The following is a 25540-nucleotide window of genomic DNA, read 5'->3' as shown; positions in this document are numbered from 1 at the left end:
ACCAGAAAAAATGTGGTAAAAAAATCTCTCCCACCGTTGTTAATACAGCCAGAAGAGATAATAATTCACGTTTAAAAATGCGATTTTTGAGTGCTGACCCTATCGTTACGCACAAAAGGAGCAATGTGGTCTCCATTGGTAGGCTGTTTGGGCATTAACCATTTACCAAATTTGGCATACAAAGCGGGTAATACCAATAAGGTTAAAGCCGTAGAAGTACACAGTCCACCAAGAACAACGATCGCCAGGGGTTGGAGAATTTCGTTCCCGGCACTGCTGGCCGTTGCCAACGGTAACATCCCTAAAGCTGAGGTCAAAGCGGTCATTAAAATGGCATTGACCCGTTCCATAGACCCCTTAAAGATTGTTTCTTTTAGTTTCATTCCCTGGGCGAATTTCTGGTTGTAGTTATCCACCAGTAATAGTCCGTTCCGTACAGCCACCCCAAACAGGGTAATAAAACCGACTAGGGAGGCAATAGAAATGACACCGCCAGTGAAAACAACGGATAACAACCCCCCAATTAGGGCTAAGGGGAGGTTAATCATAATGGCGATGGTAGCGGGGAGGGATTTCACCGAAAAGAACATCAATATCCCAATCACTAAAGCGGCGACGAAGCTAAACAACAGTAAGCTATTGGTTGCCCGTTGTTCGGACTCAAATTGCCCGCCGTATTCGATGAAATAGCCCTGGGGAAGTTGTACTTTCTCCTTAATTTGAGCCTGGACATCTTCCACCACGCTTCCCAAATCCCGCTCAGCGACGTTGGCGGAAACCACAATTAAACGGGAAACGTCTTCGCGGTTAACCACATTGGCTCCCATGCCGTAGTCTATTTTAGCCACGTCCCCTAGGGTAATCATTTGACCGGTGGGCGTACTAATGGGGATTGCCCCCATGGCATCAAGACTATTCCGCTCAGTTTCCGGTAGCATCACCACCACATTCACTAACTGTTGATCTTCAGGAACCTGGGAAACAATCCGGCCATTTAAAGCAGTTTCAACAACAGCAGAAATGTCAGCCATCCTTAACCCATACTGGGCAGCGGCGGCACGGTCATAGTGAATTTGCACTTGGCGGATAGGAAGTTGGGGTTCGAGTTGCAGGTCAACAATTCCTGGCACAGTTTTCATCGCTTCCTGTACCTGCTCTCCGATGGCCCGTAGTTCCTTTAAGTCAGGGCCAAAGATTTTTACGGCGATCGCACTCCTGACCCCTGATAACACCTCATCCATCCGATGGGAAATAAAGCCCCCCATATTAGAAGCTACCCCCGGCAATTGGTTGAAGGCTTTCCGTAATTCTTTAACACTAGCTTCCCGATCTTTGAGGGCTTCATCGCTCAATTCCACATCAACGTGGGCCATGCTGACCCCAGCTCCATCGGCATCCCCCGGCGCACGACCCGCCCGAATTTGTACCCATTCATAGAGGGGATTATCCTTGAGGTTATTAAACAGGGCCATCCCCGCTCGATTGGTCATGTCGAGGGAAACCCCTGGAAAAAGAACCATGGAATTGACCATGGATTTTTCTCGAAACTCTGGTAGAAAAACCCGTCCTAGACTAGGAACCAAAGAGACTGAGGCAATCACAGCGATCAGGGCTATGCTCAAAATCACTTGGGGAGCGCGGAGGGAAAAATTTAACAACGGACGATATAACCGCTCTGCCCAGCGGGAAACAAAGGTGCCTTCCTGGGGCAGTCGTTGGTTAGCCAAGAGAATCCCACACAAAGCCGGGGAAACGGTCATGGCCACTAGGGTGGAAGCACCGATACAGAGTAGATAGGCTAAACCCATGGGGGCAAAAATACGCCCTTCTACCCCCGTTAAGCTGAAAATGGGCGCGAAAACCACCACGATGATCACCGTGGAAAAAATCACTGCTAATCGGACTTCCACCGAGGTTTCATAAACTACCCGCAAAGGATGTTTGGGATTGCCCTCGGCCTGGTTAGTGCGTAGTCCCCGATAGCAATTTTCCATATCCACAATGGAGTCATCTACCACGGAGCCGATCGCCACCACTAGCCCCCCTAGGGTCATGGTATTAATGCCCAATCCCCAGGCTTTCATGAACATCAAACCAATTAGCAGGGAGAGGGGAATCGCTGTTAGGGTAATCGCCGCCGTGCGCCAGTTCATTAAAAAAATCAGCATAATCACCGAAACGATGACAATCCCTTCTAAGAGGGAAGTGCTGACGTTGCGAATGGCGGAATCAATAAAGTTAGCTTGACGAAAGGTTTGGGCAATTTGTACATCGGCAGGAAACGTGGGTTTTAGAGATTCAACCACTGCTTCTACTGCTTTAGTCACTGTGGGCGTATCCACATCGGGCTGTTTATTGACCATCATGACGATCGCCGGTTGACCGTTAAAGCTCCCATCCCCCCGCTTCAGGGCACTGCCGGTTTTAACTTCAGCAACGTCCTCCAACAGAATTGGTTTGCCGTCCACCACTTTCACCACCGATCGCCGTAGGTCTTCAATGGACTGCATTTGACCCAGACCCCGTACTAATAGCTCTTGGCCACCGCCAATCAAGAAACCCCCTGGGGCATTGGAATTCGCTTCTGCACTGGCTTGGGTAACTTCATTGAGGGAAACCTTGAGAGCACGCAGTTTGGCTGGATCAACTAAAACCTGTTCCTGGCGCTCATCCCCCCCGTAGAGGGTGACTTGGGACACCCCTGGTACAGAAAGGAGCTGGTTACCGACGGTGGTTTCTAATAATCGTCGTAAGTCCATCAGGTTGGAACTGCCCCCATCCTTGATCGTAAAGGCATACTGCACAATCGTTCCCAAGGGAGAAACCAGAGGCGAAATTTCCGGGGGATGACTACCTTCCGGTAGTTGATTAGTTACCTGTTGCAAGCGTTCCGTCACTGTTTGACGGGCTTTATAGACATCTGCATCCTGGTCAAAGACCACGCTGACCATGGAGAGGCCCACCTTAGAAGAAGAGCGCACCGTTGTCACCCCCGGTAAACCATTCACCGCACTTTCAATGGGAACGGTAATTTGGGTTTCCACTTCTTCCGGTGCCAGACCAGGAGCTTCGGTGTGAATATCCACCTGGGGCGGCGCAAATTCAGGAAACACATCCAGGGGCATTTGGCCCACGCTGATAATCCCCCAAAGGGTGATGCCAATGGCCGCAATAACAATGAACCACCGTTGGGCGATCGAGGTTTTGAGAATTTGATTGAGAAGCGTATTTAACATAGGTCAATAAAGGCAAGGGCTAGAGCAGGAAGTTAAATTTATTTGCCAAAAAAGTTTTTGCCTTTGCGACTCAAGTTAAACGCCCGTAATCCCAAAATTCCGGCCCCAATGACCCCTAGTCCTCCCAAGGCGATCGGTAAAACGGGCAATCCTGGTTCCGCCGCCACGGGGGGACTTGCTTGGGTTTCATTGGGAGCCATACTTGTCGTCTCCGCAGGAGCCGTATTTTCAGCAGCCTCAGCCACAACTGGTTCTTTGGTCTCCGTCTCTGCCGTTGGGGTTTTGCGGGATTCAGCATAAAGGGATAAAGAACCCTGGGTAACTAATTTTTCCCCCACCGATAACCCTTCGGTAATTTCAATCAATTCCCCCTGGGTTGCCCCCGTTTTCACCGGCACCGGCTCATAAAATTCTCCATACTGCACAAACACTAATTGTTTATCCCCCCCATCTACCAACGCCGTCGCCGGAATATAAACCCCCGCACTACCATCTGGCGCAGAGGCGATCGGCTCCACCACAATGCCCAACATGGAATCGGTTTCTGCATTCACGGCAACCCGATTAATGCCTCCCTCGGCTTGAAACTCGTCACCGTGACCCACATGGGCTGTTACGAGATTGGGAGTTCCTAGGGTCAAACCCAGTGCCAGAAAGGAACTTGCTAATTGAATTGTTTTCATCACACCACCTCAAATTGGGAATTTGTCCAAGATTTTCCCAGTCTGCCAAAGGGGGTATGAAATTCAGGTGAAAATCTCCTTCCCCCGCTAAGATCAGACCGTTATAAAAAAGGCAGAGGCGATGCGAATTTTGCTGGTGGAAGATGAGACGGATTTGGGAATGGCTATTAAGAAAGTGCTAGTTAGTGAAAAGTATGTGGTGGATTGGGTGACGGATGGCTCCCAAGCTTGGGATTATTTGGAAAATCAATGGACGGAATACACCCTTGCCATTGTGGATTGGTTACTGCCGGGATTATCGGGTTTGGAACTCTGTCAAAAACTGAGAACCCAGGGTAATTCCTTGCCGGTGTTGATGTTAACAGCGTTAGGAGAACCGGAAAACCGTGTCGAAGGACTAGATGCCGGGGCAGATGACTATCTAACAAAACCGTTTGTGATGGCAGAGCTATTAGCAAGACTGCGGGCACTACAACGGCGATCGCCACAATTCCAACCGCAAATTTTAACTTTGGGCAACTTCAGCCTTGATCCCAGTAATAATCTGTTATCGGTAACTATCTCGGAGCCACTAAACCTAGAAAGACAGGAAATTGCTTTAACCGTAAGAGAATTTCAAATTTTTCAATATCTGATGCAAAACCCAGAGCGGATCATTTCCGGTAGCAAGATCCGGCAACAACTGTGGGATCTTGATGAGGAGCCCATGAGTAATGTGGTGGCGGCCCAAATGCGTTTGATACGACGCAAGCTAGCTCAACAAAATTGTCCTTGCCCAATTAAAACAGTTCCCGGTCAAGGCTATCGGTTCACCCTATCGCCATGAATACCCGTCGCCTCTTTGCCCGTAGTCGTCTGCAATTGGCTTTCTGGTATGCCCTAGTAATGGGGGGAATTCTTACCCTGTTGGGGTTGGGGGTTTATCGTGCCATTGTGCAGGCCAACTGGATGGCGTTGGAGCGAGAAGTGGAGTCGATCGCCGGGACGTTGCATGACAGTTTAGAGCCGATGTTGCCGAGTAATGCTAGTCCCACCGGAGTATTACAAAAAATGTTGCCCGATCTGTGTTTGGTCAACCAACCCTGCCAGGTCAACCCCACCCTGATTGAACGTCACACGTTGGGCATTAGTGATCGCAGTTTATATTACATTCGTTTATTTGATTATCAAGGCAACCTGCTGGCTTTTTCGCCTAATCAACCGGCTTCCCTATCCTCCATTTTTAACCAGGAAACTTGGCAGACTATTCACCCCCCAACCGGCGATCGGTATCGACAATTCACCACCATTTTGCATAGCGCCGGTAATACAGACAAATCTTCCTGGGGCTATCTACAAATTGGCCGGAGCCTGGCAGCCTTTGATGCCGAAAATAAACGTATTCTTTGGATTTTAGGGCTTAGTTTTCCCATTGCCCTGGGTTTGGTCGCCTTCTCCAGTTGGGGCTTAGCGGGGTTAGCCATGCGTCCCATTTACCAGTCCTACCAACAACAACAACAATTCACCGCGAATGCAGCCCATGAATTACGATCGCCATTGGCTAGTCTGTTGGCCACGGTGGAAGCGGTATTACGCATCGACTCAAGCCATTCCCCAGAAATTAACACCATGCTACATACCGTTGAACGACAGGGAAGGCGATTAAGCCAATTGATTACGGATTTATTGCTACTAAGTCGCTTAGAGCAGGAAACCACCGCCGAAGATTGGCGGCTTTGTTGTTTAAATGATTTAGTCAGTGACCTCACCGAAGAGTTTTTAGAATTAGCGATCGCCGCCCACATTGATCTCAGCAGTGATCTGAGTTCAGGGGAAGTTTACGCCTGGGGTAATGAATCCCAACTCTATCGACTGGTCTCAAACCTAATTGCCAACGCCATTCAATACACAACTGCTGGGGGACGTGTTGATATTACCCTGACATCCCATGAACAGATGGCTATCATCACCGTGCAAGATACCGGCATCGGCATTGCCCCCGACCAACAGGAACACATTTTTGAGCGTTTTTACCGAGTTAATCGAGATCGTTCGCGCAAAACGGGGGGGACAGGGTTGGGACTCGCCATTGCCCAGGTGATCACCGTTAAGCATAGGGGGTCTTTAACGGTGGAGAGTGCATTGGGTAAGGGAAGTTTATTCACCATCCAGTTACCCATTTTTTCTGTACCGATAGTCCATTCTTAATTCTATTTTATCAACTTTACGCCGTCAAAATTTTATACTAAAGTGATTATTTATGGCTAAAAAGCACCTCAAAAAATAAAGATTTTATTGAGAAAAGCCCGATATAGGGTAATCTTTTTTGCAGTAAAGCAGTTAATCAATACTCTTTAAAAGAGTTAGGATAGAAAAACAGATTCTAAGAAAGAAAAAATACTTCTAACTTGCTTGTATTACTTTTGTCTTGTTGAATATTTTCAAAAGTGTGATCACATAGGAATACTGACTGGTTAATCTGATGGATTAAGACAAAGCTGAATTTCTTCCCCATAATTCGTATTACTTTGATTTGGGGTCAGTTCGAGAAAGGCTTCATCAATGGAATAAATTTCCACGACGGGGCTAAATAATTGCAGGCTGGTCATTATCCTGTGGGATAAGTCGCCGTACAAACAGTAATTGGAAGAAAAAACCTGAATATTATGTCGCTTAACCAAATCTGGAATTTTGAAGAACGGCACTCCCATCTTGACTCCTAAAGCTTTAACTCTAAGCCGCACCGCTGGGATCCCTGCATGGGAACCCAGCTGAGATGGCCGTTGATCACTGGACAGGTACGATGATCGCCTCAACAATCCCACAACCGAAACAAAATTATAGCCAGTGCTTAGGATAGGTTCTTTCTTCCGCCAAATTATTGAAAACTACAGCACACAGCACTAAAAGTATTGAACCTTCCAAGGTTGGCGTTAGGATAAAGTTCCAGTCTGGTCTGGTCATCATAACCACCAAAGCAACGGCTCCTGAAGGAGGATGCAATGTTCCAGTAAATTGCATAATGCCGATGGCTAGCGACACTGCCGCCCCCATCGCCATGGGTGAAGAACCGAGAAAATGCAAAACCGTTAGACTCACCAATGCCGCTAACAGATTGCCACCGATGACGTTACGGGGTTGGGCTAAGGGGCTATCAGGAACACCAAAAATCAAAACACTAGTGGCCCCAAAGGGAGCCATTAAAAGCGGGGAATTCGTTTTTACCGTCAAGTAAGCACAGATAGAGATCGCCAAAAAACTACCGAACCAACTCCAAAAAATGTGGCCATGATGAGGCTTCTCAACCGGGCAGGTTAAAGGGCAGGACCGCCATCTGTGTAAGGTCTTGAACCAATAGTCTTCCCATTTTAATCGGGCTTTCCTGTAGTCAACCATGAAGGACTGAACACTCCTAAAGTACTGCCAAAAAAGTAATAAGTACGCTGCTATGCACAGTAATCATCGAATTCAGCGAAGATTGGCACTATGCAACAGAGCCGATAAACCAGCCAGCGTAGGAGAGTCATTGCCCCACAAAAGTTAAGATAACATAACGTTTTGCCAAAAAGACAAATAAAAAGTAGCTTACTTTACAGTATTTATTCCATTGATGTTGAGCTTTAAGAGTGATAGTCAACAAACTAAGACTGCCCTAAACCTTTTTTGTGATGTTTCAGGGAGCGATCATCAATGAACTATGCTCATACAACAGCAACAATTCACCGCCAATGATAAGGTGGATCCCTGAAACTTAGGTACCTCAGTGCTAAATTAAACATTGTAGTAGTTCCTTATGTACTTATCATCTCGAGACAGAACTTTATCTAGCTTTGCTTTATCCCCACTAGCTTGCGGGAACATTGACCCTGATTAATGGCCAGGCTCGTTGACGAATAGCATCCAAGCATTGGTCTTGCAGTAAATGTCCATTTTCATAGACAACCTGCAATAAATCCTCAGAAGAAGTGGGTACAGTGCCATAACCAGAGTCAGTTTTAACCAGGGATAATCGCCCCTTTTTGCTAGTTTTACCAGGATCAGTAACAGGGTCTTTATAAACAGGGATCGCCTTGTCCTCCACCGTTACCTCACTGCACTTCATGGCAAATTTTTGGGTATCCCGATTCACCTTTTGCAACAAAGCTCCCCCCATACCAAAAGCTAAATTAGTAGTACTAAAGCCAAGGCTCTCAGTCTTCTCTAGAATGGCGCTGATACTCTCTTCATCAACCCCATCCCCTTGGATAACCCGCACAGCATTTAGAACTCGAAAGCCCTTACTGTTGAGGGTGCTGCCAAAACAAGCCTCCAACCGTTCCAAAGTTTGGGCCACAATGGCCACCGGGTCACCTGAATCCGGACGGATAACCACCGTAGCCCCCGAATCAAGCACCTGTGCCCTTAGGTGATCGCCCCAGAGATGGTCAATGGCATTCCAGAGATCATAGGAATCGGAAACCACCGCCAACACCGACCCTGGCTTGGCAAACTGGGTCAACATATTTTCATAGGCCAAAACTTCCCCTTCCCTTCCCCAAGCTGTAATGGTGGAATGTTCTGCGGCGGGAATCGAATAGGCCGCCATGGGGCAGTTGTAATATTGCTGCCCATACACCAGGGCCTTTACTGTGTCAGAACCTTGGAAATTAACTAAGTGAGCCAGTCCGCCAATGCCGGACGATTCACCACTAGAAACCCCCCGGGCCCCAAAATCGTGGAGTTTAAAATTGATTTCACCATCAGGATCATCCGCAGTACGGCATAGGGATTGATAGATGCGTTGTTTTAAATGCCAACTCTGGGTTGCCACCGTAATGGGATACCAAACCCGCATCAACAAAGTTTCTAACCAGGAAACTAACCAAAAAACCTTTGGGTCCGTGGATTCCACTGTCATCAAAACATTATGAACCGGGATGACCGAGCCCTCTGGAACCGCCTTAATACGTACAGGTAAACGACCCTGCAAATCCTCCGCAATGTATCGCCAACCGCCATAGTTGAAAGGTAAGCCATGGGCTGTCAAAAGGCGATTAGCTTCCTCCACCATCCAGGGTTCAATGGATTGAGTCAGATACCGCTTTAAAATGTATTGGAGACCAAAAAAGACAGTGACAGGATACCTTCCCCCACGACTTTCCACATAGGAATACATTGCCGTTGTGTCAGGAGGATACTGCAACCAGTGGCTCACTTTATAGGAGTCCACATCCAGAATGAGATTAGTATTCATGGTAGTTAAATCAACAGGATGGGGCTAAACTTTGCTGACAAAATGCTGAATAATCTGGAAGTGATCTTCGTAAATTTGTTCTTCCTGGGCATAGAGATCCGCTAAGGACATCCACCAAGCTTTTTGGGCATCATCGCCCCCTTTTACGGCTGGCAATTCGCCCCCCGGCAATTGGATGAAGTACGCGTGGGTGATAGTCCTTCCCCGTAGGGAGCGCCCAGGGGCATCAAAAACGTGGCTGTCCACAATGGAACCCCGCAAAACCGGCAGAGGCACCTTGAGACGGGTTTCCTCCTTCAACTCCCGCAACATTCCCTCCACCAGAGTTTCATTTTGCTTAATAAAACCCCCGGGTAAAGCAATTAGTCCCAAACCTGGTTTGGCTTGACGACGTACCATCAGCACATGACCCGCTTGCACCACCACGGCATCCGTGGTTATAAAAGTCGGAGCATAGGGAGCCGTGGCCCAGGCCTGTTTATAAGCCTGCAAAAATTGATACTCATCACAAAGAGCAATGTACCGCTCACTCTTTTGAAAAGTTTGTAAATAGTCGGCGATCGCCGGGGGCACTTTATCGAGATAATCCCCTTCCTTACCCTCAAAATAAGCCCCACGAATAGCGGTAGAACTGAAATCTGGATAATGGCCCGTTTCCAAGTAATCCCATTGGGGAAACAAATTCAAGTAATAGGAAGAAGCATCTTTGCGATGGCCCAAAACAACAACGGAATTGCTACCCCCAGTAATTTTCAAAACCTGTTGCTGCACCGCTGCCAACCACAAATTATCGCTGTAAAGCCAATCCCGCACCGTCAAAAAATGCACCCTTTTCAGTATTTGGGGGCTTAAACAAGCCTCAATCATCGCCATCCGTTCTGGCGATCGCCAGGGGTTGCGGGTATCCGCGGCCACCCGATGACTACCTAAAATGATAATGACTTGCTCAGCCTTTTCTAGCGCAAGATTAAGGGTGCGTAAATGACCGAGATGAAAAGGCTGGAACCGACCAATGTAGATCCCGTATTGATATTTAGTTTGCATACCAGACTCCCTGGATGGTAAACATCCTCTCCCCGAGGACTGACTCAATTATAGTAGATTTCACCAAAATATGGCAACATCTGATGACTGCGGCTGGGCGAAAATAGACTTTTGAGGGAAAGTATCTTGCTTTGATGTACGTTAGACTAATTTTGAACGTACATTGAACAGAATAGGATGAAACAAATTACGCCAACGGAGCTGAGGGGTAATCTTTACAACCTGCTAGATGAGGTGCTGGCAACCGGCATACCGCTGGAAATTAATCGGGGGGGTAAACGCCTACGAATACTGCCAGTGGAGGAGCCGGATAAGTTCAAGAACTTAGTACATCGTCCAGGGGTTATCATTGGCGACCCGGAAGAGTTGGTCACCATTGATTGGGAGGGAGAGATTGAGCTCGATTTACCTTGACACCCACATTGTTGTTTGGCTCTACTGTGGTTTAACGGAAAAGTTTTCTTCCCTGGCCAAATCACTGATTAACAGTAACGACCTAACCTTCTCTCCCATAGTACGACTAGAGCTCAAATATCTTCTTGAGATTGAAAGAATTACTGCATCGCCAGAAGCTATTCTCACCACTCTGGAGAATAATATTGGCTTATGTAGCTGTACCAAGAACTTCGACCAAGTTGTTTACCAAGCATTAACACTGGACTGGACAAGGGATCCTTTTGACCGTCTGATTACAGCCCAGTCTGCGTTGACTGACAGTTTACTGCTGACTAAAGACCAAAAAATTCTTGCTCACTATGACTATGCCCGTTGGTCTTAGAAAGTACACTTTCCGAGACTACTCCCCAACCCCGTCTCTTTTTATGTCTCAATAGTCCCTTTTACCATACCCCTAAAGTTGTGAGACTCTCAAAACATGGTTATGGCGATCGCCCTTAGAATTTGGGTATGTTTGACAATCTGTGCAAATTCCTCGCCGAATCCTTTTCCGAAGACTATGCCGCCTGGTTGCTGGGACGACCAATCAAATTGACTAAGCTTAGTCCGACGGAATTATCCCTGGAACCAATTTGGGCTGACTCCCTAATTTTGGAGCAATCGGAAGACTTGGTGTTGCATCTGGAATTTCAAACGGAGCCTGAGCCCACCATGGGTTTTCGGATGTTGGACTATCGGGTAAGGGTTTACCGCCGTTTTCCCCAGAAGACGATGTACCAATTTGTCATCTACTTGAAACGTAAAAGGCATTGCGGCTTGAAATTTAGGCAAGAGTTAAAATTTCTACACCTTCCTCAGTCACAACAACAGTGTGTTCAAACTGAGCAGAGAGTTTTTTGTCCTTCGTAATTACAGTCCAACCATCCGCAAGAAATGTAAGCTCATAAGTCCCTTCGTTTAGCATCGGTTCAACCGTAAAAACCATTCCTGGACGCAGCTTCAACCCACTGCCTCGTTTGCCATAGTGAGGAATTTGAAGTTCTGTATGCATCTGCCTGCCAATGCCATGCCCAACCATATCTCGAACCACTGAGAATCCACTTGCCTCGGCATATGCTTGAATTGCCGCACCAATATCACCAATTCTTGCCCCAGGCTTGATTTCAGCAATCCCTCGCATCATCGATTCTTGAGTCGCTTCAACTAATTTTCGGGCAGTTGCGGATACCGAACCCACTAGAAATGTTCTCGAAGTGTCGCCGTGGTAGCCTGCCAACCTGAGGGTCACATCGATATTGATAATATCCCCGTCCTTGAGGATTTGCTTTGGGTTCGGTATTCCATGACAAACCACTTCATTAATGCTGGTGCAAATTGCCCCCGTGAAAGGGGGATAACCAGGAGGTGCGTAGCCAAGGGTGGCGCTGATTGCCCCATGATCTTCCATCCAACGCGTCGCCTCATCATTTAAAGCTTGTGTACTTACTCCAGGCTGCACCATTGACTCAAGATGATTGAGGAGATTCGCCGCAAGCTGTCCCACCCGCCGCATCTTGTCCAATTCTCTAGCCGAAAGTAAGACAAGCCCTGAGCTAATTGGGGGATGCACAAGATTTCTAGTGATTGAAAGCAAATTTTGATGGTTCACAGATTAAAGCCTCGTCCTATCATGCTGGTTCATGCTAGCACAGCATAGCCTAGCATGATACGAGCCGGGCCATTATTGGTATCTTAGAAACAGGTAAAGCAAAAGTGAGACTTAAGATGGGGGGCAAAACGGATTTAGAGCGAGTGGTTGCTTACATTCCTGCTGAGCGTAAACGAGAACTGGAGGAATGGGCACAGACAGATGAACGGTCTGTCTCCTGGCTGGTCGCAAAATTAATTGACAAGGCTTTGCAAGAACGCCGACAGCAGCCCAGTAACTCAAAAAGTTTGCTACATCAGTAAACAGCAAACCTTTAGCATCTATCGGGGCATCAATGCCTATTTCTTTTGTAGATGGAGTATTCAATTCTGGCACTTAAGCTATTTCCGATCTTCTTCCGCAGGCAATGCATCAATGGATTGCAAGATATCGCGTGTAATTGCCTCTCTTTTATAGAGGTCGTCCAATCGGTTTGGCGTATCTATATTGAGAGCAAAGAATACAGGACCTGTGGGCCATTCGACCCACCCTACCCACCAGCCCCAGCGCCCTTCCCAGCCAGTTTTAGCCCGTAGGATCCAATTTCGCCCTGCTTCAACGATTATAATATCCTTGACTAATCGTTGGTGCTCAATCCTAAAAGGGAGTTCATTCTGATACAGCTTTTGTAAAAAATGAATTTGCTCTTGTGCCGAGATTGTTAATGCTCCATCAATCCAATAAGCACCTTTGCTAGTACTTGAGTCTACATTCCCGTAGTCAATTTGCGTCAGATATTCTCTTGCTTTCGCTTCACCGATTTCGGCAGCAAAAATTTCGTAAACCCAAACGGCTGAATTTCGCATTGCTGAGCGTAAGGTTTGATCTTGATTGTGGGGAGCGAAGTTCCTCTCCACTCCATCCCACTCAAAAACTTGAAATTCATCACGAACAACCCCGGCATCAAGCGCAAAGAGAGAATGCGGAATCTTAAACGTTGATGCTGGAGAATAGGCTCTGTCAGCCCGTTCCTGGTTGTAGACCCACAACTGATGAGCACCTCCGCGCTGATCTAATACCACAATGGTTCCTTGAGCCTCAGCGCCATCGAAGAAACTGGCCCAATCCGATCGCTCTTGCCTTTCTACACTGCCCAAAGACCTATTATCTAAGGTGGTCGAATTACTTATCTTCGGTCGCTGCGCAATCTGTGGAGTATGTAGTCTATTACTAAGCTCTGCTGAGACAGGTGAAGTAAGCAGCATTTCTGCGCTACCCACGACCAAAGAAACAAGTAAAAGGAAACGATGATTCATAATGCCATGTTGCTGCGGTAAAAGTTTTTGTTCTACGTGTAGGTAGCAGCACTAGCGACAGCGCCGCCCACGCAAAACTCATGGGACAATTGCGGTAACCCGGATCTCAATCCGCATTGTCGGCAGCCCTAGTGCTGCAACTCCTACCTGTGTCCAAATTGGGGCATGGTTAGGCATGTAATGGCGATATAGCCTGACCATCACATCGTTCACCTCTGGGGGCAACCCACCAACATGATAAGAATTGACATGGACAACGTGCTCCCAACCTGCCCCGGCAGCCGCCAGGGTTCGCTCTATATTTTGAAATGCCTGGGCAATCTCATCTGCGAGCAACTCGGGAATTTGCAGGTTGTCATCCCAACCACCTTGACCTGATGTCTCCACACGATCGCCAATTTTTACTGCTTGCGAGTAATGCAATTCATTCAGCATGTATTCCCCATAGCCGGGGGTAACAAAAAACTCAGGCTTATTCATGGTTTTTCTCTGTTCAGTACGATGATCGATAGGGGCTTCTAAATCCTTAGGTTTGGCGCTAGGGCGACTGACTAGAGGATGTAGCAATCGCATCTTCTGTTTGCAGCGCAATGCTTTTCTCCTTCGCCCCTGCAATTGTAGTAGCCAATGTCCACCAGAGCCATAGGCGCGGCGCGATCGCCAACTGTCCTGTTTCATCTTGTTTTTCATGCTGCACCATCATAATGTTTACCCCAGAGTTGCACTTCAACTCTATATCTGTACTATTCGGCCTAGGCTGATTGGGCTTCGTCTAGCCAAACATTGCTGCGTAGTCACAGGCGAATGTATTAAAACTGCGCGGCTCTTTACCAATTGCGTCCTGTATACCAGACGAAACTGCTGCAGCCTCATTGCGTCGGTAGTGCGCATAATCCTCAATCACGCCGTCTGCTTGCCAAGGTGGCATCCCAATGTTGAGCAGTTGATCGCGCATTACTTCAGAAGGAATATCGACAAATGCAATCTGACGATTGAGCGCAGCCGAGAGTTGTTCTGCCATCTCAGCATGAGTCAATGCCTGTGGTCCGGTGAGGTTGTAAATCTTTCCCTCATGTTCTGTTTCTGTTAGGGCAACTACTGCAACGTCCGCAATATCGCGCACATCTACCACGCTGACTTTTGCATCACTGATCGCCGCATAAAAGGCGTTTTGGCTCGTGATTGTCGATTGAAAGTTTAATAAGCCCTGCATAAAGAGGTTGGGACGCAGAAACGTGTACGTCATTCCTGATCCTTGAATTGCCGCTTCGACTGCGGCATGGTAACGCAAAAAGCGCACGGGCGAATGGGCATCGGCTGCAAATTGCGATAGTTTAACGATATGCTTGACACCATTCTGACGAGCGGCATCAACAAACGCGAGTTGTTGGGCTTCTGCGCGTTCTGTAGAGTTCGTTAAGAGAAAGGCACGGTCTACTTCAGCCAGCGCCTCCAACAGCGTCTCAGGGCGATCAAAGTTCCCCTCCACCACTTCAACATTCGGGAATGCAATCTTCTTTGCTCGATCAAAGTCACGAACCATGGCGCGGACTTGCACGTTCTTTGCTGCGAGTCGCTTGACAATCTCCGTACCGTTGCTCCCGGTTGCACCAGTTACTAAAATCTTCCGGTTCATTGGAAACCTCCTGATGGGGTGTTGTAGTAAATTTTGACTAAAAAATGAAGACTTAAAGACTCAAATTAACGTTTCGTACAGGAATATTGCTATTGGATAAAGTCAGTCGCAATGGGATCAGGATTAACGACGATGAATAGGCTGGTTTGAAGACCCGAAGGCAGATTTAGGTATCCAAGCGCGATCGCTGTCAGACAGACTTCCAGTGCGAGGTACAGGAAAGTGAGTGAATCGTTTCATTATTTGTTCTCCGGTGAAGCTCATTCTCTGTACCACACACGCACACATTGAAAGTAGTTGACTGTAACGCCCTGGCTAATCATCACTGGATAAACTCCATTACTGACCGTCACGCCGTAGACACCATCACTTGTGCTTTTCAAGCTATCTGGTAGAACAATAGTTTCAGCGTTGATTATCCTTATACTCGTACTTGCAATCCACTGATTGACCTCCCTAACAACCTCCAAGAAAGATTCATACTCGGAAGGTCCGCCGAAGGGTCCCCGTTCAGTGATCCGAGGCGCAAAATCTTTGTATTGAATCATTTGATTCGCCATCTTAAAACTGTAGAGTTGAGCATCAATTCAAGTAGTGGGCATCGCTCACCATCTTTAAAGCTTTTCTTTGTAAAACCTTTCACGGTAAAGCTTTGTGGGCAGTGATAGCTCTATGAGATCTATTTCAGAACTTAAGCCAACCTTGCCAGTAAACCGCTAAGAATAGGGGTAAAAACATGAAAGCTGATATGGGCTAACATTGCAGCCTCTAGCGAATATTGCCAAAAGAGCCAGCCAAACGCGATTCCCACAATCCCATTCAGTAACAACGCCCGAATAATCACAAGTGGAGTGAGGGGAACGATCGCGGCAGTCGCGGGCAAGTGTAGTAGTCCAAATACCAACGCAGCTAGAACGATCGCGCCCTGGTAAATTCCTTGACTGGGCAATGTAGTGCCTTGTTTGAAGGCTTTCCACGCTATCCAAACAAGCAGCGACATTAAGCCCCAGCGCATCAGAATTTCCTCAGTGATGCCACCATAGAACATTGCTGTGAGCAAATTCAACCAATTTGGTTCTGTATTATTTGCTGCCCGTAGCGTTTCAGGTAGGGCAGGTTGCATCAACCGATCAAGCAACAAGATAACAATGGCCGCCACTGCACCGATACCCAGACTCCACTTCATCTCAACAGCAAAAGATGGAGACTTAGCAGTATGAAACACCCAATGATCAATCAAATGGGAGCTTAATCCAACACGATAGGCACAGCCAATTCCGATCAGAATGCTGATTGTCAGCAGAATTGAATACTGTATTCCTTGCAGAAGCATTAAAATCCACAATGGCGGCACTTTTTCCAGTATTTCTGGAGACAGTTTCGCTAACTGTTGCTCGACTAAAGGAATAGATGTGATCGTGAACATCACAATTCCCACAATGCCCAATCCAAATAAAATCCCTAATTGTTTCAGAATTGCCATTGGTTTAATCTCCAGATGATCTATCCTATTAGCTCATGCCAGCAACTACCATCGTCGGGATTGTAAGCAAGTTGAAAACAACGGGAACGATAACAGCAGAAGATCTCGGCAGTGGCGATCGCCGCTCCTAACCCGCGTGAACCCTCTGTAACCAGTGCAACTTCGCTCTTTTTACTTGGTGCTGATGTTTCATTGTGAACAGAAGTTTGTCCGACAGCGTTACAGCCTACCGTGAGAATAAGCGCCATAACAGCTAAAAGATGAAATGGTTTCATTACAACAATGTCCTTTGTGTTGGTGATAACGCTCCTATGCTTTGATTGATTCTCTTCAAAACGTACTGGCCGTCGGTCGGACTATGATTTCATTGACGTCAACATCGTCCGGCTGGGAAACAGCGTATAAAACGGCTCTGGCGATCGCCTCTGAGGTAAGGGCGGTTTTGCGAAGTTCTTCTAACAAGCCTTTGGATGACTCATCGGTGATATCAGAGCCAAGTTCAGTGGCAACGACTCCCGGAGAGATGGTGGTGACGCGGATGTTTTGTGATTCCTGCCGCAGTCCTTCAGAAATTGCCCAAACCGCATACTTGGTTGCACAGTAAACTGCTGCAGTGGGCACTACCACATGGGCACCAATGGAGGCAGTATTGATGATTTGCCCGCCCCCTTGCGCTTCCATAATTGGCAAGCCCGCTGCAATGCCATTAAGCACGCCACGAATATTCACATTAATCATGTTGTCCCATTCCTCGACTTTCAGGGCATTCATCGGCGACAGGGGCATCACGCCAGCATTGTTAAAGATGACATCGACACGGCCAAATTTGTCGTTGGCGAACTCAACAAATGCTTTTACATCGTGGCGATCGGTGACATCAACCGTTTTAAATTCTGCTGTCCCACCAGATGCATGAATCTGTTTAATTAGCTTCTCTAGCTTGTCTATCCGCCGTCCCCCCAAAACAACTTTTGCACCATTTTGGGCGAGCAGTTTCGCGGTGGCTTCACCAATACCGCTACTGGCTCCAGTGATGACAATTACTTTATTTTCTATATTTAACATGGTGAGTTTTCCTTGTGTTTTAGTGAGGGTGAATTAAAGAAATATGCCGCTAAAGACTTAAATTCTCTGAGCATTTACTCAGCAATTATCTTCAGTAAGTAAAGATGCGATTGCACCGCCAACATTTTTGTCCTCAGAACTCAACTTGTTGATTTACAAAACTCCATCTAGACTAACGTGAGCCTGATTCAATGGATGAATCACAGAGTTCTCCCGTAAGTCAGAAATGTAGTAGTTGATTATTCCTACTGAAGAAAGTTCAATAACAGGGGATTTACCTGATCAGCATGAGTCCAGTTGATGGCGTGCGGTCCGCCAGGGATAATCTCAAGCTGACTGTTTTTAATCCGCTTTGGCAGTCTTGCAGCGGTGGACTCCAGGGGCAAAATGCGATCTGCATCGCCATGGATAATCAGAGTCGGCACGTCAATGCGGGGCAGATCATCACGAAAATCGGTGAGCCAGGATGGTACACAGTCCAAAGTCCCTTTAGCAGAAGCCCCTGCTGCTACATTCCAACTGGCTTGAATTGCTTCATTGCTGATGCGCTCACCCAGCAGCACATCAACATTGAAGAACTCTTTGAAAAAGGCAGAGAAATAAGCTGGACGATCGTCAACAATCGCTTTCATAATGCCATCGAAAACGCTTTGGTCAACGCCTTCAGGATTGTCGTTTGTTTTTAACAGAAAGGGCGGTACTGGAGCCATCAACACAGCTTTCTGCACCCGCTCTGAGCCGTATTTGCCAAGATAACGTGTGACTTCACCTGTTCCCATTGAAAAACCGACCAGCACAGTATTTTGCAAGTCAAGCTTGGTCATGAGTGTATGCAAATCGGCGGCGAAGGTATCGTAGTCATAGCCAGATGAGGGCTGACTGGAAGCACCAAATCCTCGGCGATCGTAGGTAATCACTCGATACCCTGCATTTAGGAGCACCAAGACCTGCTTTTCCCAGGAATCGCCGTTGAGGGGAAATCCATGAATCAGAACAATGGGTTGACCGGCCCCAAGATCTTCGTAATAGATATCAATGGTTGCAGAATTTTCTTGACCAACAGTAACGTAAGGCATTGGAATTTCCTAAGTATGAATTGGAGGCAAAGATTGGGGAGACTAGTAACTTGAAGCAATAATGGTTGCGATCAACTGTTTAATATTCCAGCAATCGCGATAGAGAATTCCATTAACAAAAAGTGCTGGAACAGCCATCACTCCACTTTGTAAACCGCCTTCAATATCTTTCTTGATGCGATCAACGTGCACTTGTTTAGCCAACTCTTTGAGAAATTGAGGAATATCAAGTCCTAAATCATTGGCGTACTCGACAAGATAACCATTCTCCAACCTTTGTTGATGGTCAAATAAGGTATCATTCATTAACCAAAACTGTCCTTGGGCAGCAGCGGCTTCGGCAGCTTGGGCGGCTCGTTGAGCATGAGGATGGATCTGTACTTGCGGAAAATGACGGAAGATAAAGCATGAATAATCCTCTCCAAAAGAAGCACTAAGCTCTCGTTTGATGACTTTAATCAGCTTGTAAACATCCGCACTTCTGGAGTCTTGGTAATCTCCATACATCACCAGTACGACCTTGGCACTCAGCACACCTTGCATCCAATCTTGGGTTGAAGGTGGTACAAGTAAGGAACCGTGGTTGCGATCTTTGCTCATTTTTCTACATCTATATCAGACATGAAACCTTGCAATTAACTTGCTCGATTACTTGACTGCGTCTCTATTTGCATAAATTCAATATAGGCAATCGCCTTCAAACCGTCTTCTACAGCAAGTTAAAATTTTTATAGTATAAATTGATGGAGCAACCATGCCATCGTAGAGTAAAAGGCTGGTTATAACTTAAGTTAGAATCCTAGTCTGATCGAAAGTACACCTTACAAACTGACAATGCCGCGTTTAACGGCAACAATCACAGCTTGGGTGCGATCGCCGACATCCAACTTATTCAAAATCCGATTGACATGGGATTTAACAGTACCTTCACCGATACTTAAAGCGGTCGCAATATCGGCATTACTCATGCCCTGCGCCAGTGAGCCGAGTACTTCTAGTTCTCTTTCACTCAGTTCCGGATTGCTGAGACGTTGAACTAACTTTGCTCCTACATCGGGCGGAATATACTTCTGACCCCGATGAACGGTGCGAATCGCATTCAGAAGCTCGTCAGGTTCAGTTTCTTTCAACAGATATCCTTTTGCTCCTGCCTGCAATCCCCGATAAATATCTTCGTCACTATCATACGTGGTCAGGACAATAATTCGAGCAAATTTAACGATCGCACAAATTGCACTGATAGCAGCAACTCCTTCCACTTCAGGCATTCGCAGATCCATTAGCGTTACATCTGGTTGGTGTTCCTCAAATAGCGCGATTGCTTGTTCCCCATTTTCGGCTTGGGCAATCACCTGCATATCTGGGTCACGGTTAATAATCGTGGCTAATCCTTGCCGAAAAATAGCATGGTCGTCCGCAATCAAAACCCGAATAGTCGTGGCTTGGCTCATCGTGATTTTACTCCCGAATGACGGTGACAATAATCTCTGTTCCCTGTCCAGGTTGACTCCTAATGGTTAGTTGTGCGCCGATGCGCTCTGCTCGCTCGCTCATGCCGAGTAAGCCAAAGCCCTCAGAGGCTGGAATACTACCAACTCCAAATCCCTGTCCATTATCTTTCACGCGCAAGCAGAATCGATCACAATCGTAGACTAGCTGCACTCGGATTTCGTCAGCATTGGCGTGTTTAATTGCATTAGTTAACGATTCCTGCCCAATCCGCAGTAGGTTACTTTCGACTTCAGTTGATAGAGCATAGGCTGTCCCCTTGACCTCACAATACAAAGTGGTATCCATTGCGGCAGTTCTGATTTGAGCGACGAGATGATGGAGAGCGCTTTGTAAACTGCCCCCCTCCAAAAGCTGAGGGCGGAGCGCTACTACCGATCGCCGCGCTTCAGTCAGTCCAGTTCGCGCCAATTCTTTGATTAGATCTAGATGTGCCTGAGATGCTTCTACATCATCCGTTAGCACCTGCTTTGCCGCTCCCACCTGAGCCAGAATGCCTGTAAACGCCTGAGCCAGTGTGTCGTGAATCTCGCGTGCCATGCGGTTGCGCTCTTCTAAAATCGAGGCGGCTTCTGCTTGCTTTTGCGCCGTAATATCTCGCGCCAGCCAAATCACCTGCTCATGTCGAATCGGGGCAATGCGAGCCGAAAACCAAACTTCTCGTCCAGCGATCCAATCACTGTATTCAACGGTGAGGACTTGTTGAGTTCTCACCGACTGCTGAATGTAATCCAGAAATTCATCAGCTTGTTCTTTGGCAAAAAGTTGATGCAGCGTTTTGCCAGTACACTCCTCTCCATAAGATGAAGTTCCTTTGATTGTGCAGAGCAATCGCCCTTCAGCATTGATGATACATAGCGGATCGGGAATGGCTGAAAAGAGCGCCCGCAGTTCCGCTTCAGAGGCTTGCAACGCGACTTCTGCCTGTTTGCGATCGCTAATATCTGCAATCACCCCTTCGATGTAGTCATCGGCTGCATTCAGATAAGAAGAGAAAAGTCCCCAAAACACTGTCCCATCTCGTTTTCGCATCTGTGCTTCATAATTTCGCACTTCCCCATCCCGCTTTATCACCTCAATGCCTTGTTGGCGATCGCTGAGATTGACCCAATAGCCTGTAGTGTGTTCAATCCCAATCATCTCTTGGGGTGAATCAAAGCCAAACAGATCGGCAAAGCGTTGATTGGCATCGAGAATTAAGCCATCACCGATACGGCTACGGTAGATACCAACCTGCGAATTTGCAAAGATGTTGCGGAACTTAGCTTCACTACGTTGTAATGCCTCTTCTGCTTGTCTACGCTGAGTGGTGTCATTGCCCACCGATAAGATTTCAACCACCTCTCCCCGATCGTTGAAAATAGCTTGATTCGACCAGGCAACCCAAACGCGCCGACCGTCTCGACACAGGTTTTCACCCTCACCTTGCGGGTACGATTGAGGGTTGCGAAGTAAATTGTGAACCATAGGTTTGACATCACGCCCAGAGATTTCGATGTCCGGAATGATGGTTTCAAATAAGGTTCGTCCTAAGATTTGATGTTCTTTGTAGCCGAGGAGTTTTACCCCATAATCGTTGATGTAGTGAATCCGTCCTTGCGGATCATAGCGAATGATGATTGAATTCGCGGTTTGTAGCAGATTGCGATAATTCGCTTCACTTTGTCGTAATGCGTCTTCTGTTCGTTCGCGATTGATGATCTCCTGCTGTAATGCTTGAGTTTGCTCTTCTAGTTTCCTTTCCAGTGTTTTGGCATAGTTTGCTAGCCGTTCATACAGCCGAGCATTTTCTAGTGAAATTGCTGCCTGAGCCATCAACAGTAACCTGGCAATCAATTGATCAAGATGGATAATTTCTGAGAGGGCTTGAGCCGCTTTCATCACGGCGGTCGAATGACTGATCATTCCCTCAGTCAAAGTTGATTGCCGAATCAAGTTGGAATTGAGTAATTGTGGATACCGTTTTTCTAAGTCTTTAACTTTAGCTTTTGCGCCCCAGCGATCGTAGCAATAGTGCGCTTCTTTCATATAAGTTCGAGCAATTTTTTCTCGACCTCGCGCTAGATAATGTTTAGCCGCTAATTCATAAGCCAATGCTTCTTCTTGAATAAACTCATTTTCAGCAGCACCTGCGATCGCTCGCTCATAAAACTCTTCAGCCTCAAAGAATTGCCCTAAGACCCGCGCTTTTTCTGCTTCAACTAGATGATATTTGTGCAAGTAATTCATTGGGGCGTGTTCCGCCTATTTTTGCATCTTTTCTTGGTTAGTATTAACACAACTGAGCCAAGCTGCTTTTTCAGAACTTGAATCACCATGCACTAGGCTCAAAAATGGCGTAGAATAGTACAAATAGAATAAAGATAAAACCGTCATGGCTCTAACCTCTTCAAAATGTTGACTTGCCAAAACAGCGTTTTGTAAAGCTTGATGATAATGATAGGGACTGAACAGTGAGTGAGAAGCATTTAAAATCTGCTTATAAAGTCTCAACTCTATCATCTCCAGAACTATCTGAATCTTTCCTCTCAGAGCCTTTACTATCCCTGACTAAGGAAACTTTTGACAACGACCTTTTAGACTTAAATGCCTAAAAGATCACTTTAGTAAATAAAGTAAAGATTAAGTAATATCTTCCTCTGTAGTATAACAGGGAGCATGATAAACCACCACTTTCACAGAGATATCATCTGGCGTAGAAGTTCTTTGATATAGTTTCTATTTGCGGTTAGATTATCATCCCAGAACCAGACGGTCTTTCGTTGCCACCACCACTTGAATTTGTTGTATCGGATGTCGTATAGCAAGTTTTGGTATATCACCCCAAAAAGAAATGATCGCCAACAAAGTAAAATAGCAGTTTTGAATTGCAACGGTAATATCTGGGGATGTAGCCATGGAAAAAGATCATTGTTCCCTCGACTATTATCGCCAGAGGTTGGGACAGTTATCTCCTGTTAGTGCTAAGCGGAAGCAAATTCTGAGACAAATATTCAGCGAAGTAGTCCGCATTGCTGGGGATGATGTAAACCTGCAACTCCAACTCCTCATTGAACAGGCGAAAAAATTGTCCGGGGATGGCCTTGACCCTATCCAAAAAACCCTGTGTGAAAGGGAAATACTCGCCCAGGCTATGGGAATACTGGAAGCATCGGAAAAACTATGGCGTAATTACGAAGAGCAGTACCAGGATGCCTACGCTGAAGCGTGGTTGAAGACCCTGGAATATTTCTATCGTCGTTATCGGGACTACAACGCCCAGCAAGCCCAGGTAGCTACTTGGTTAAACTTCCGGCTCAAAAATGAGTTCAAGACCCAACGGGAAAAGCAATATCAACAACGGCAACAAGTCCAATCCAGTACATCCGAGGATGATCGGGAAGATCTGCTGGCCATGATAACCTCCCCTTCCTACGGACAAGACGCTGACATTATGCGTCGGGGCATAGAAGACTGGTTGCAATTAGAGGAGGAATTAGTTGGGGTGACGGTTAAAAACCAGCCAACAATAACAGCGCAATTATTACTGCAAAAGCGTTTTATCGAGGAAGTGGAGTGGAATCAGTTGGCAAAAGAATATGGGGTGGCGATCGCCACTTTGAGCAGTTTCTACGAGCGTCAGTGCCGCGGTAGGTTAATCGCCTTTATGGAAAGCAATTATGACTTTATCCAACCCGATACCCCCATTAATCCCTGTGAGCATCTGCGGGGACTGTTGGGAAAGAAAGAATTGAGGCAAAACCAATTTGAACAACAATTGCAGGAATGGATAGAAACGGAGTCAACTTTAAGGGAACTTCGCTTGGCTCAAAAACCAGGGATTACAGGGCAAAGGCTGTTGCAGGAGCTACTGTTGACCATCCGAAAGCCGAGGCAGGGACTAACCCAAGTGGCGCAATCGTTAGGAGTGGAGCCGGGGGAACTGGAGCGGTTTTACGAATTTCAGCTACTGCCCCATATTTTGCAATTTGTGCATAAAAATTTGAGCCAGAGCCGATAACTAATTGTAGAAGATTAAATCACTTTTGTAGTATTTGTATTCGCTATTAATTACTTTTAGGAAATATTTATGGTTGCCATCGATAATAATTTGAAAATTCCCCTAACTTCAGCGGATCATCAATGGGTGAAAACCATTGCCCTCCAATCTGGTTGCCAGGGAGAAAAACTTCAACGGCTCATTAAAAACCTTTTGGCCGTTAGGGCGATCGCCCATTGGTTGGAGATCTACGGCATTGATTATGACGAGGGGGAAAGTTATAGCCGTCAACCACCAATCCATTTAGGGGAAACAGTGGCTGATCTTTACCTACCTAATCTCGGTCGTTTGGAATGTCGGGGCATTGGTCACCAAGAAGAGGAAATTTATTTTGGGGCGGAAAGTTGGCAGGACAGATTAGGCTATGCGGTGGTGGAAATTAGTGAAGACCTGCGCCAAGGGGAAATATTCGGTTTTTTAGAATCTTTTACTGCGGAAATAGTGCCTAAACAACAGTTACAACCCATAGAAGGACTATTCCGGGTTATTGCCACTGCGGAACAAGCTTCAATGGTTCTCGCCCCAGTGGAAGTAGTGCAAAATGCCGTTAATCGGGTGACAGACGTGATTCAAACTTGGGTGGAACGGGTTACCACTACCACTTGGCAGTTGGGAACGGAGCAATGGGTACCCCAGTTAATTCCTGTCCGTAGCTTGGGCACAGTGGAGCGCATTATCGACAAATTTCAGGGAGCCAAGGATGAGGCTACCAAGCAAAGATTAATTATTACTCTGGGGGAATTAGCCACCGAAAATGATCAACCCCAGGCGATCGCCAAATTGGTGGAAATCATTGATGGCACGAACAATGAAGATACCCGCTGGTTAGCCGCTGGCACCCTAGCCCGCATTGATGCCAAACATCCCCAGGCGGTGCATAGTGTTACCAAAACCATTGCCCATGACCTGGCTTTAGGGCAAATCCCGTTGACGTTAACCGTTTCTTTGATGCCTAGGGGTGACCATACCATTGCCGGTTTGATTACGTTGCAACCTTTGCAATCAACACAAACTTTACCGGCAGGATTAGCATTGGCATTGTTAACCACCGATGACCAGTTAATTGACAGTATTGGGGTTGGAGAGGAAGAACAAGGGGGAAAAAATCTCCTCAAAATGAGCCTAGAGATTGACCCCGGCAGTGATTTTCGCATTCGGGTATCCCTGGGAGAATTAGCTGTAACGGAAGATATTCATCTTTAGGGTGCAAAAAAATCT

25 protein-coding genes and 1 pseudogene are annotated in these 25540 nt (G+C 46.7%); 8 read left to right on the top strand and 18 right to left on the bottom strand.

All coding sequences use genetic code 11. The features are described 5' to 3' along the window. Positions 1-71: 71 nt before the first annotated feature. Positions 72-3236: a CusA/CzcA family heavy metal efflux RND transporter gene (locus SYNPCCP_RS14235; protein ID WP_010873927.1), complete on the bottom strand. Its 3165-nt coding sequence runs from the start codon at positions 3234-3236 to the stop codon at positions 72-74. Between the two features lie 38 nt (positions 3237-3274). Further along, entirely contained in the window at positions 3275-3922 is a 648-nt protein-coding gene (locus SYNPCCP_RS14230) for an efflux RND transporter periplasmic adaptor subunit (RefSeq protein ID WP_010873926.1), read from the bottom strand. A 118-nt stretch (positions 3923-4040) separates the two neighbouring features. Between SYNPCCP_RS14230 and rppA the strand changes: the two genes are divergently transcribed. Both rppA and rppB read left to right on the top strand, forming a co-directional pair. Beyond that, positions 4041-4745, top strand: a complete 705-nt coding sequence (gene rppA, locus SYNPCCP_RS14225; RefSeq protein WP_010873925.1) for a two-component system response regulator RppA — start codon at positions 4041-4043, stop codon at positions 4743-4745. After that, positions 4742-6106, top strand: coding sequence for a two-component system sensor histidine kinase RppB (rppB, locus tag SYNPCCP_RS14220; RefSeq protein ID WP_010873924.1), 1365 nt, complete (start codon positions 4742-4744; stop codon positions 6104-6106). The genes rppA and rppB overlap by 4 nt, the downstream gene beginning before the upstream one ends. Positions 6107-6372: 266 nt before the next feature. Here rppB and SYNPCCP_RS14215 read toward each other — a convergent pair whose 3' ends face one another. From SYNPCCP_RS14215 to SYNPCCP_RS14200, 4 genes are all read right to left on the bottom strand, one after another. Continuing rightward, positions 6373-6609, bottom strand: coding sequence for a UmuC protein (locus SYNPCCP_RS14215; protein WP_020862003.1), 237 nt, complete (start codon positions 6607-6609; stop codon positions 6373-6375). Positions 6610-6736: 127 nt separating this feature from the next. Further along, positions 6737-7099, bottom strand: coding sequence for an HPP family protein (locus SYNPCCP_RS14210; RefSeq protein WP_223211299.1), 363 nt, complete (start codon positions 7097-7099; stop codon positions 6737-6739). A 643-nt stretch (positions 7100-7742) separates the two neighbouring features. Next, entirely contained in the window at positions 7743-9131 is a 1389-nt protein-coding gene (locus SYNPCCP_RS14205) for a nicotinate phosphoribosyltransferase (RefSeq protein ID WP_010873921.1), read from the bottom strand. Between the two features lie 24 nt (positions 9132-9155). Then, a complete protein-coding gene (locus SYNPCCP_RS14200) occupies positions 9156-10175 on the bottom strand; it encodes a bifunctional nicotinamide-nucleotide adenylyltransferase/Nudix hydroxylase (RefSeq protein ID WP_010873920.1) in 1020 nt (339 codons plus the stop codon). Between the two features lie 177 nt (positions 10176-10352). Here SYNPCCP_RS14200 and SYNPCCP_RS14195 point away from each other — a divergent pair, with 177 nt between their 5' ends. The 3 genes and pseudogenes from SYNPCCP_RS14195 to SYNPCCP_RS17045 all read left to right on the top strand — a co-directional run. Continuing rightward, positions 10353-10589 (top strand): type II toxin-antitoxin system Phd/YefM family antitoxin, encoded by a 237-nt coding sequence (locus SYNPCCP_RS14195; protein WP_020862005.1) that lies wholly within the window; start codon positions 10353-10355, stop codon positions 10587-10589. Further along, positions 10570-10953 carry a type II toxin-antitoxin system VapC family toxin gene (locus SYNPCCP_RS14190; protein ID WP_020862006.1) on the top strand — a complete coding sequence of 128 codons (384 nt, stop codon included), beginning with the start codon at positions 10570-10572 and terminating at the stop codon, positions 10951-10953. The genes SYNPCCP_RS14195 and SYNPCCP_RS14190 overlap by 20 nt, the downstream gene beginning before the upstream one ends. 128 nt (positions 10954-11081) lie before the next feature. Further along, positions 11082-11381 (top strand): annotated as a pseudogene (locus SYNPCCP_RS17045) (Rpn family recombination-promoting nuclease/putative transposase); the annotation flags it as partial. A gap of 13 nt (positions 11382-11394) precedes the next feature. Here the strand turns inward: SYNPCCP_RS17045 and map are convergent. Further along, complete coding sequence (map, locus tag SYNPCCP_RS14180; protein WP_010873918.1) at positions 11395-12219, bottom strand: type I methionyl aminopeptidase; 825 nt, start codon at positions 12217-12219, stop codon at positions 11395-11397. Between the two features lie 116 nt (positions 12220-12335). Here map and SYNPCCP_RS17900 point away from each other — a divergent pair, with 116 nt between their 5' ends. Continuing rightward, positions 12336-12521, top strand: coding sequence for a hypothetical protein (locus SYNPCCP_RS17900; RefSeq protein ID WP_020862007.1), 186 nt, complete (start codon positions 12336-12338; stop codon positions 12519-12521). Positions 12522-12599: 78 nt separating this feature from the next. Here the strand turns inward: SYNPCCP_RS17900 and blaOXA are convergent, their stop codons facing one another. The 11 genes from blaOXA to SYNPCCP_RS17175 form a co-directional block, all read right to left on the bottom strand. Further along, on the bottom strand, positions 12600-13514 hold the full coding sequence (gene blaOXA, locus SYNPCCP_RS14170) for a class D beta-lactamase (protein ID WP_010873916.1): 915 nt from the start codon (positions 13512-13514) through the stop codon (positions 12600-12602). Positions 13515-13592: 78 nt separating this feature from the next. Beyond that, positions 13593-13994, bottom strand: coding sequence for a RidA family protein (locus SYNPCCP_RS14165; RefSeq protein ID WP_041426059.1), 402 nt, complete (start codon positions 13992-13994; stop codon positions 13593-13595). Between the two features lie 58 nt (positions 13995-14052). After that, positions 14053-14217, bottom strand: a complete 165-nt coding sequence (locus tag SYNPCCP_RS17345; RefSeq protein ID WP_020862010.1) for a hypothetical protein — start codon at positions 14215-14217, stop codon at positions 14053-14055. A gap of 69 nt (positions 14218-14286) precedes the next feature. Beyond that, positions 14287-15150 carry an SDR family oxidoreductase gene (locus SYNPCCP_RS14160; protein WP_010873914.1) on the bottom strand — a complete coding sequence of 288 codons (864 nt, stop codon included), beginning with the start codon at positions 15148-15150 and terminating at the stop codon, positions 14287-14289. A 691-nt stretch (positions 15151-15841) separates the two neighbouring features. Then, a complete protein-coding gene (locus tag SYNPCCP_RS14150) occupies positions 15842-16633 on the bottom strand; it encodes a CPBP family intramembrane glutamic endopeptidase (RefSeq protein WP_010873913.1) in 792 nt (263 codons plus the stop codon). A gap of 330 nt (positions 16634-16963) precedes the next feature. Beyond that, on the bottom strand, positions 16964-17698 hold the full coding sequence (locus SYNPCCP_RS14145) for an SDR family oxidoreductase (RefSeq protein ID WP_010873912.1): 735 nt from the start codon (positions 17696-17698) through the stop codon (positions 16964-16966). 245 nt (positions 17699-17943) lie between these two features. Then, positions 17944-18774 carry an alpha/beta fold hydrolase gene (locus SYNPCCP_RS14140; protein ID WP_010873911.1) on the bottom strand — a complete coding sequence of 277 codons (831 nt, stop codon included), beginning with the start codon at positions 18772-18774 and terminating at the stop codon, positions 17944-17946. 42 nt (positions 18775-18816) lie between these two features. After that, on the bottom strand, positions 18817-19374 hold the full coding sequence (locus SYNPCCP_RS14135) for a DsbA family protein (RefSeq protein WP_010873910.1): 558 nt from the start codon (positions 19372-19374) through the stop codon (positions 18817-18819). Between the two features lie 221 nt (positions 19375-19595). After that, positions 19596-20225 carry a response regulator transcription factor gene (locus SYNPCCP_RS14130; protein ID WP_010873909.1) on the bottom strand — a complete coding sequence of 210 codons (630 nt, stop codon included), beginning with the start codon at positions 20223-20225 and terminating at the stop codon, positions 19596-19598. Between the two features lie 7 nt (positions 20226-20232). After that, positions 20233-22512, bottom strand: coding sequence for a PAS domain S-box protein (locus tag SYNPCCP_RS14125; protein ID WP_010873908.1), 2280 nt, complete (start codon positions 22510-22512; stop codon positions 20233-20235). Between the two features lie 507 nt (positions 22513-23019). After that, positions 23020-23181, bottom strand: a complete 162-nt coding sequence (locus tag SYNPCCP_RS17175) for a hypothetical protein (protein ID WP_158299084.1) — start codon at positions 23179-23181, stop codon at positions 23020-23022. Between SYNPCCP_RS17175 and SYNPCCP_RS14120 the strand changes: the two genes are divergently transcribed. Then, positions 23180-24283: a hypothetical protein gene (locus tag SYNPCCP_RS14120; protein ID WP_010873907.1), complete on the top strand. Its 1104-nt coding sequence runs from the start codon at positions 23180-23182 to the stop codon at positions 24281-24283. The two genes, SYNPCCP_RS17175 and SYNPCCP_RS14120, sit on opposite strands and share 2 nt — an antisense overlap. Positions 24284-24352: 69 nt before the next feature. Next, complete coding sequence (locus SYNPCCP_RS14115) at positions 24353-25525, top strand: DUF1822 family protein (RefSeq protein ID WP_010873906.1); 1173 nt, start codon at positions 24353-24355, stop codon at positions 25523-25525. The last annotated feature ends 15 nt before the right edge of the window (positions 25526-25540 follow it).

The sequence above is a fragment of the Synechocystis sp. PCC 6803 substr. PCC-P genome (assembly GCF_000284455.1).
Taxonomy (GTDB): domain Bacteria; phylum Cyanobacteriota; class Cyanobacteriia; order Cyanobacteriales; family Microcystaceae; genus Synechocystis.
The sequence above is the reverse complement of the archived record's forward strand: the minus strand, read 5'-3'. Positions and strand labels throughout refer to the sequence as shown.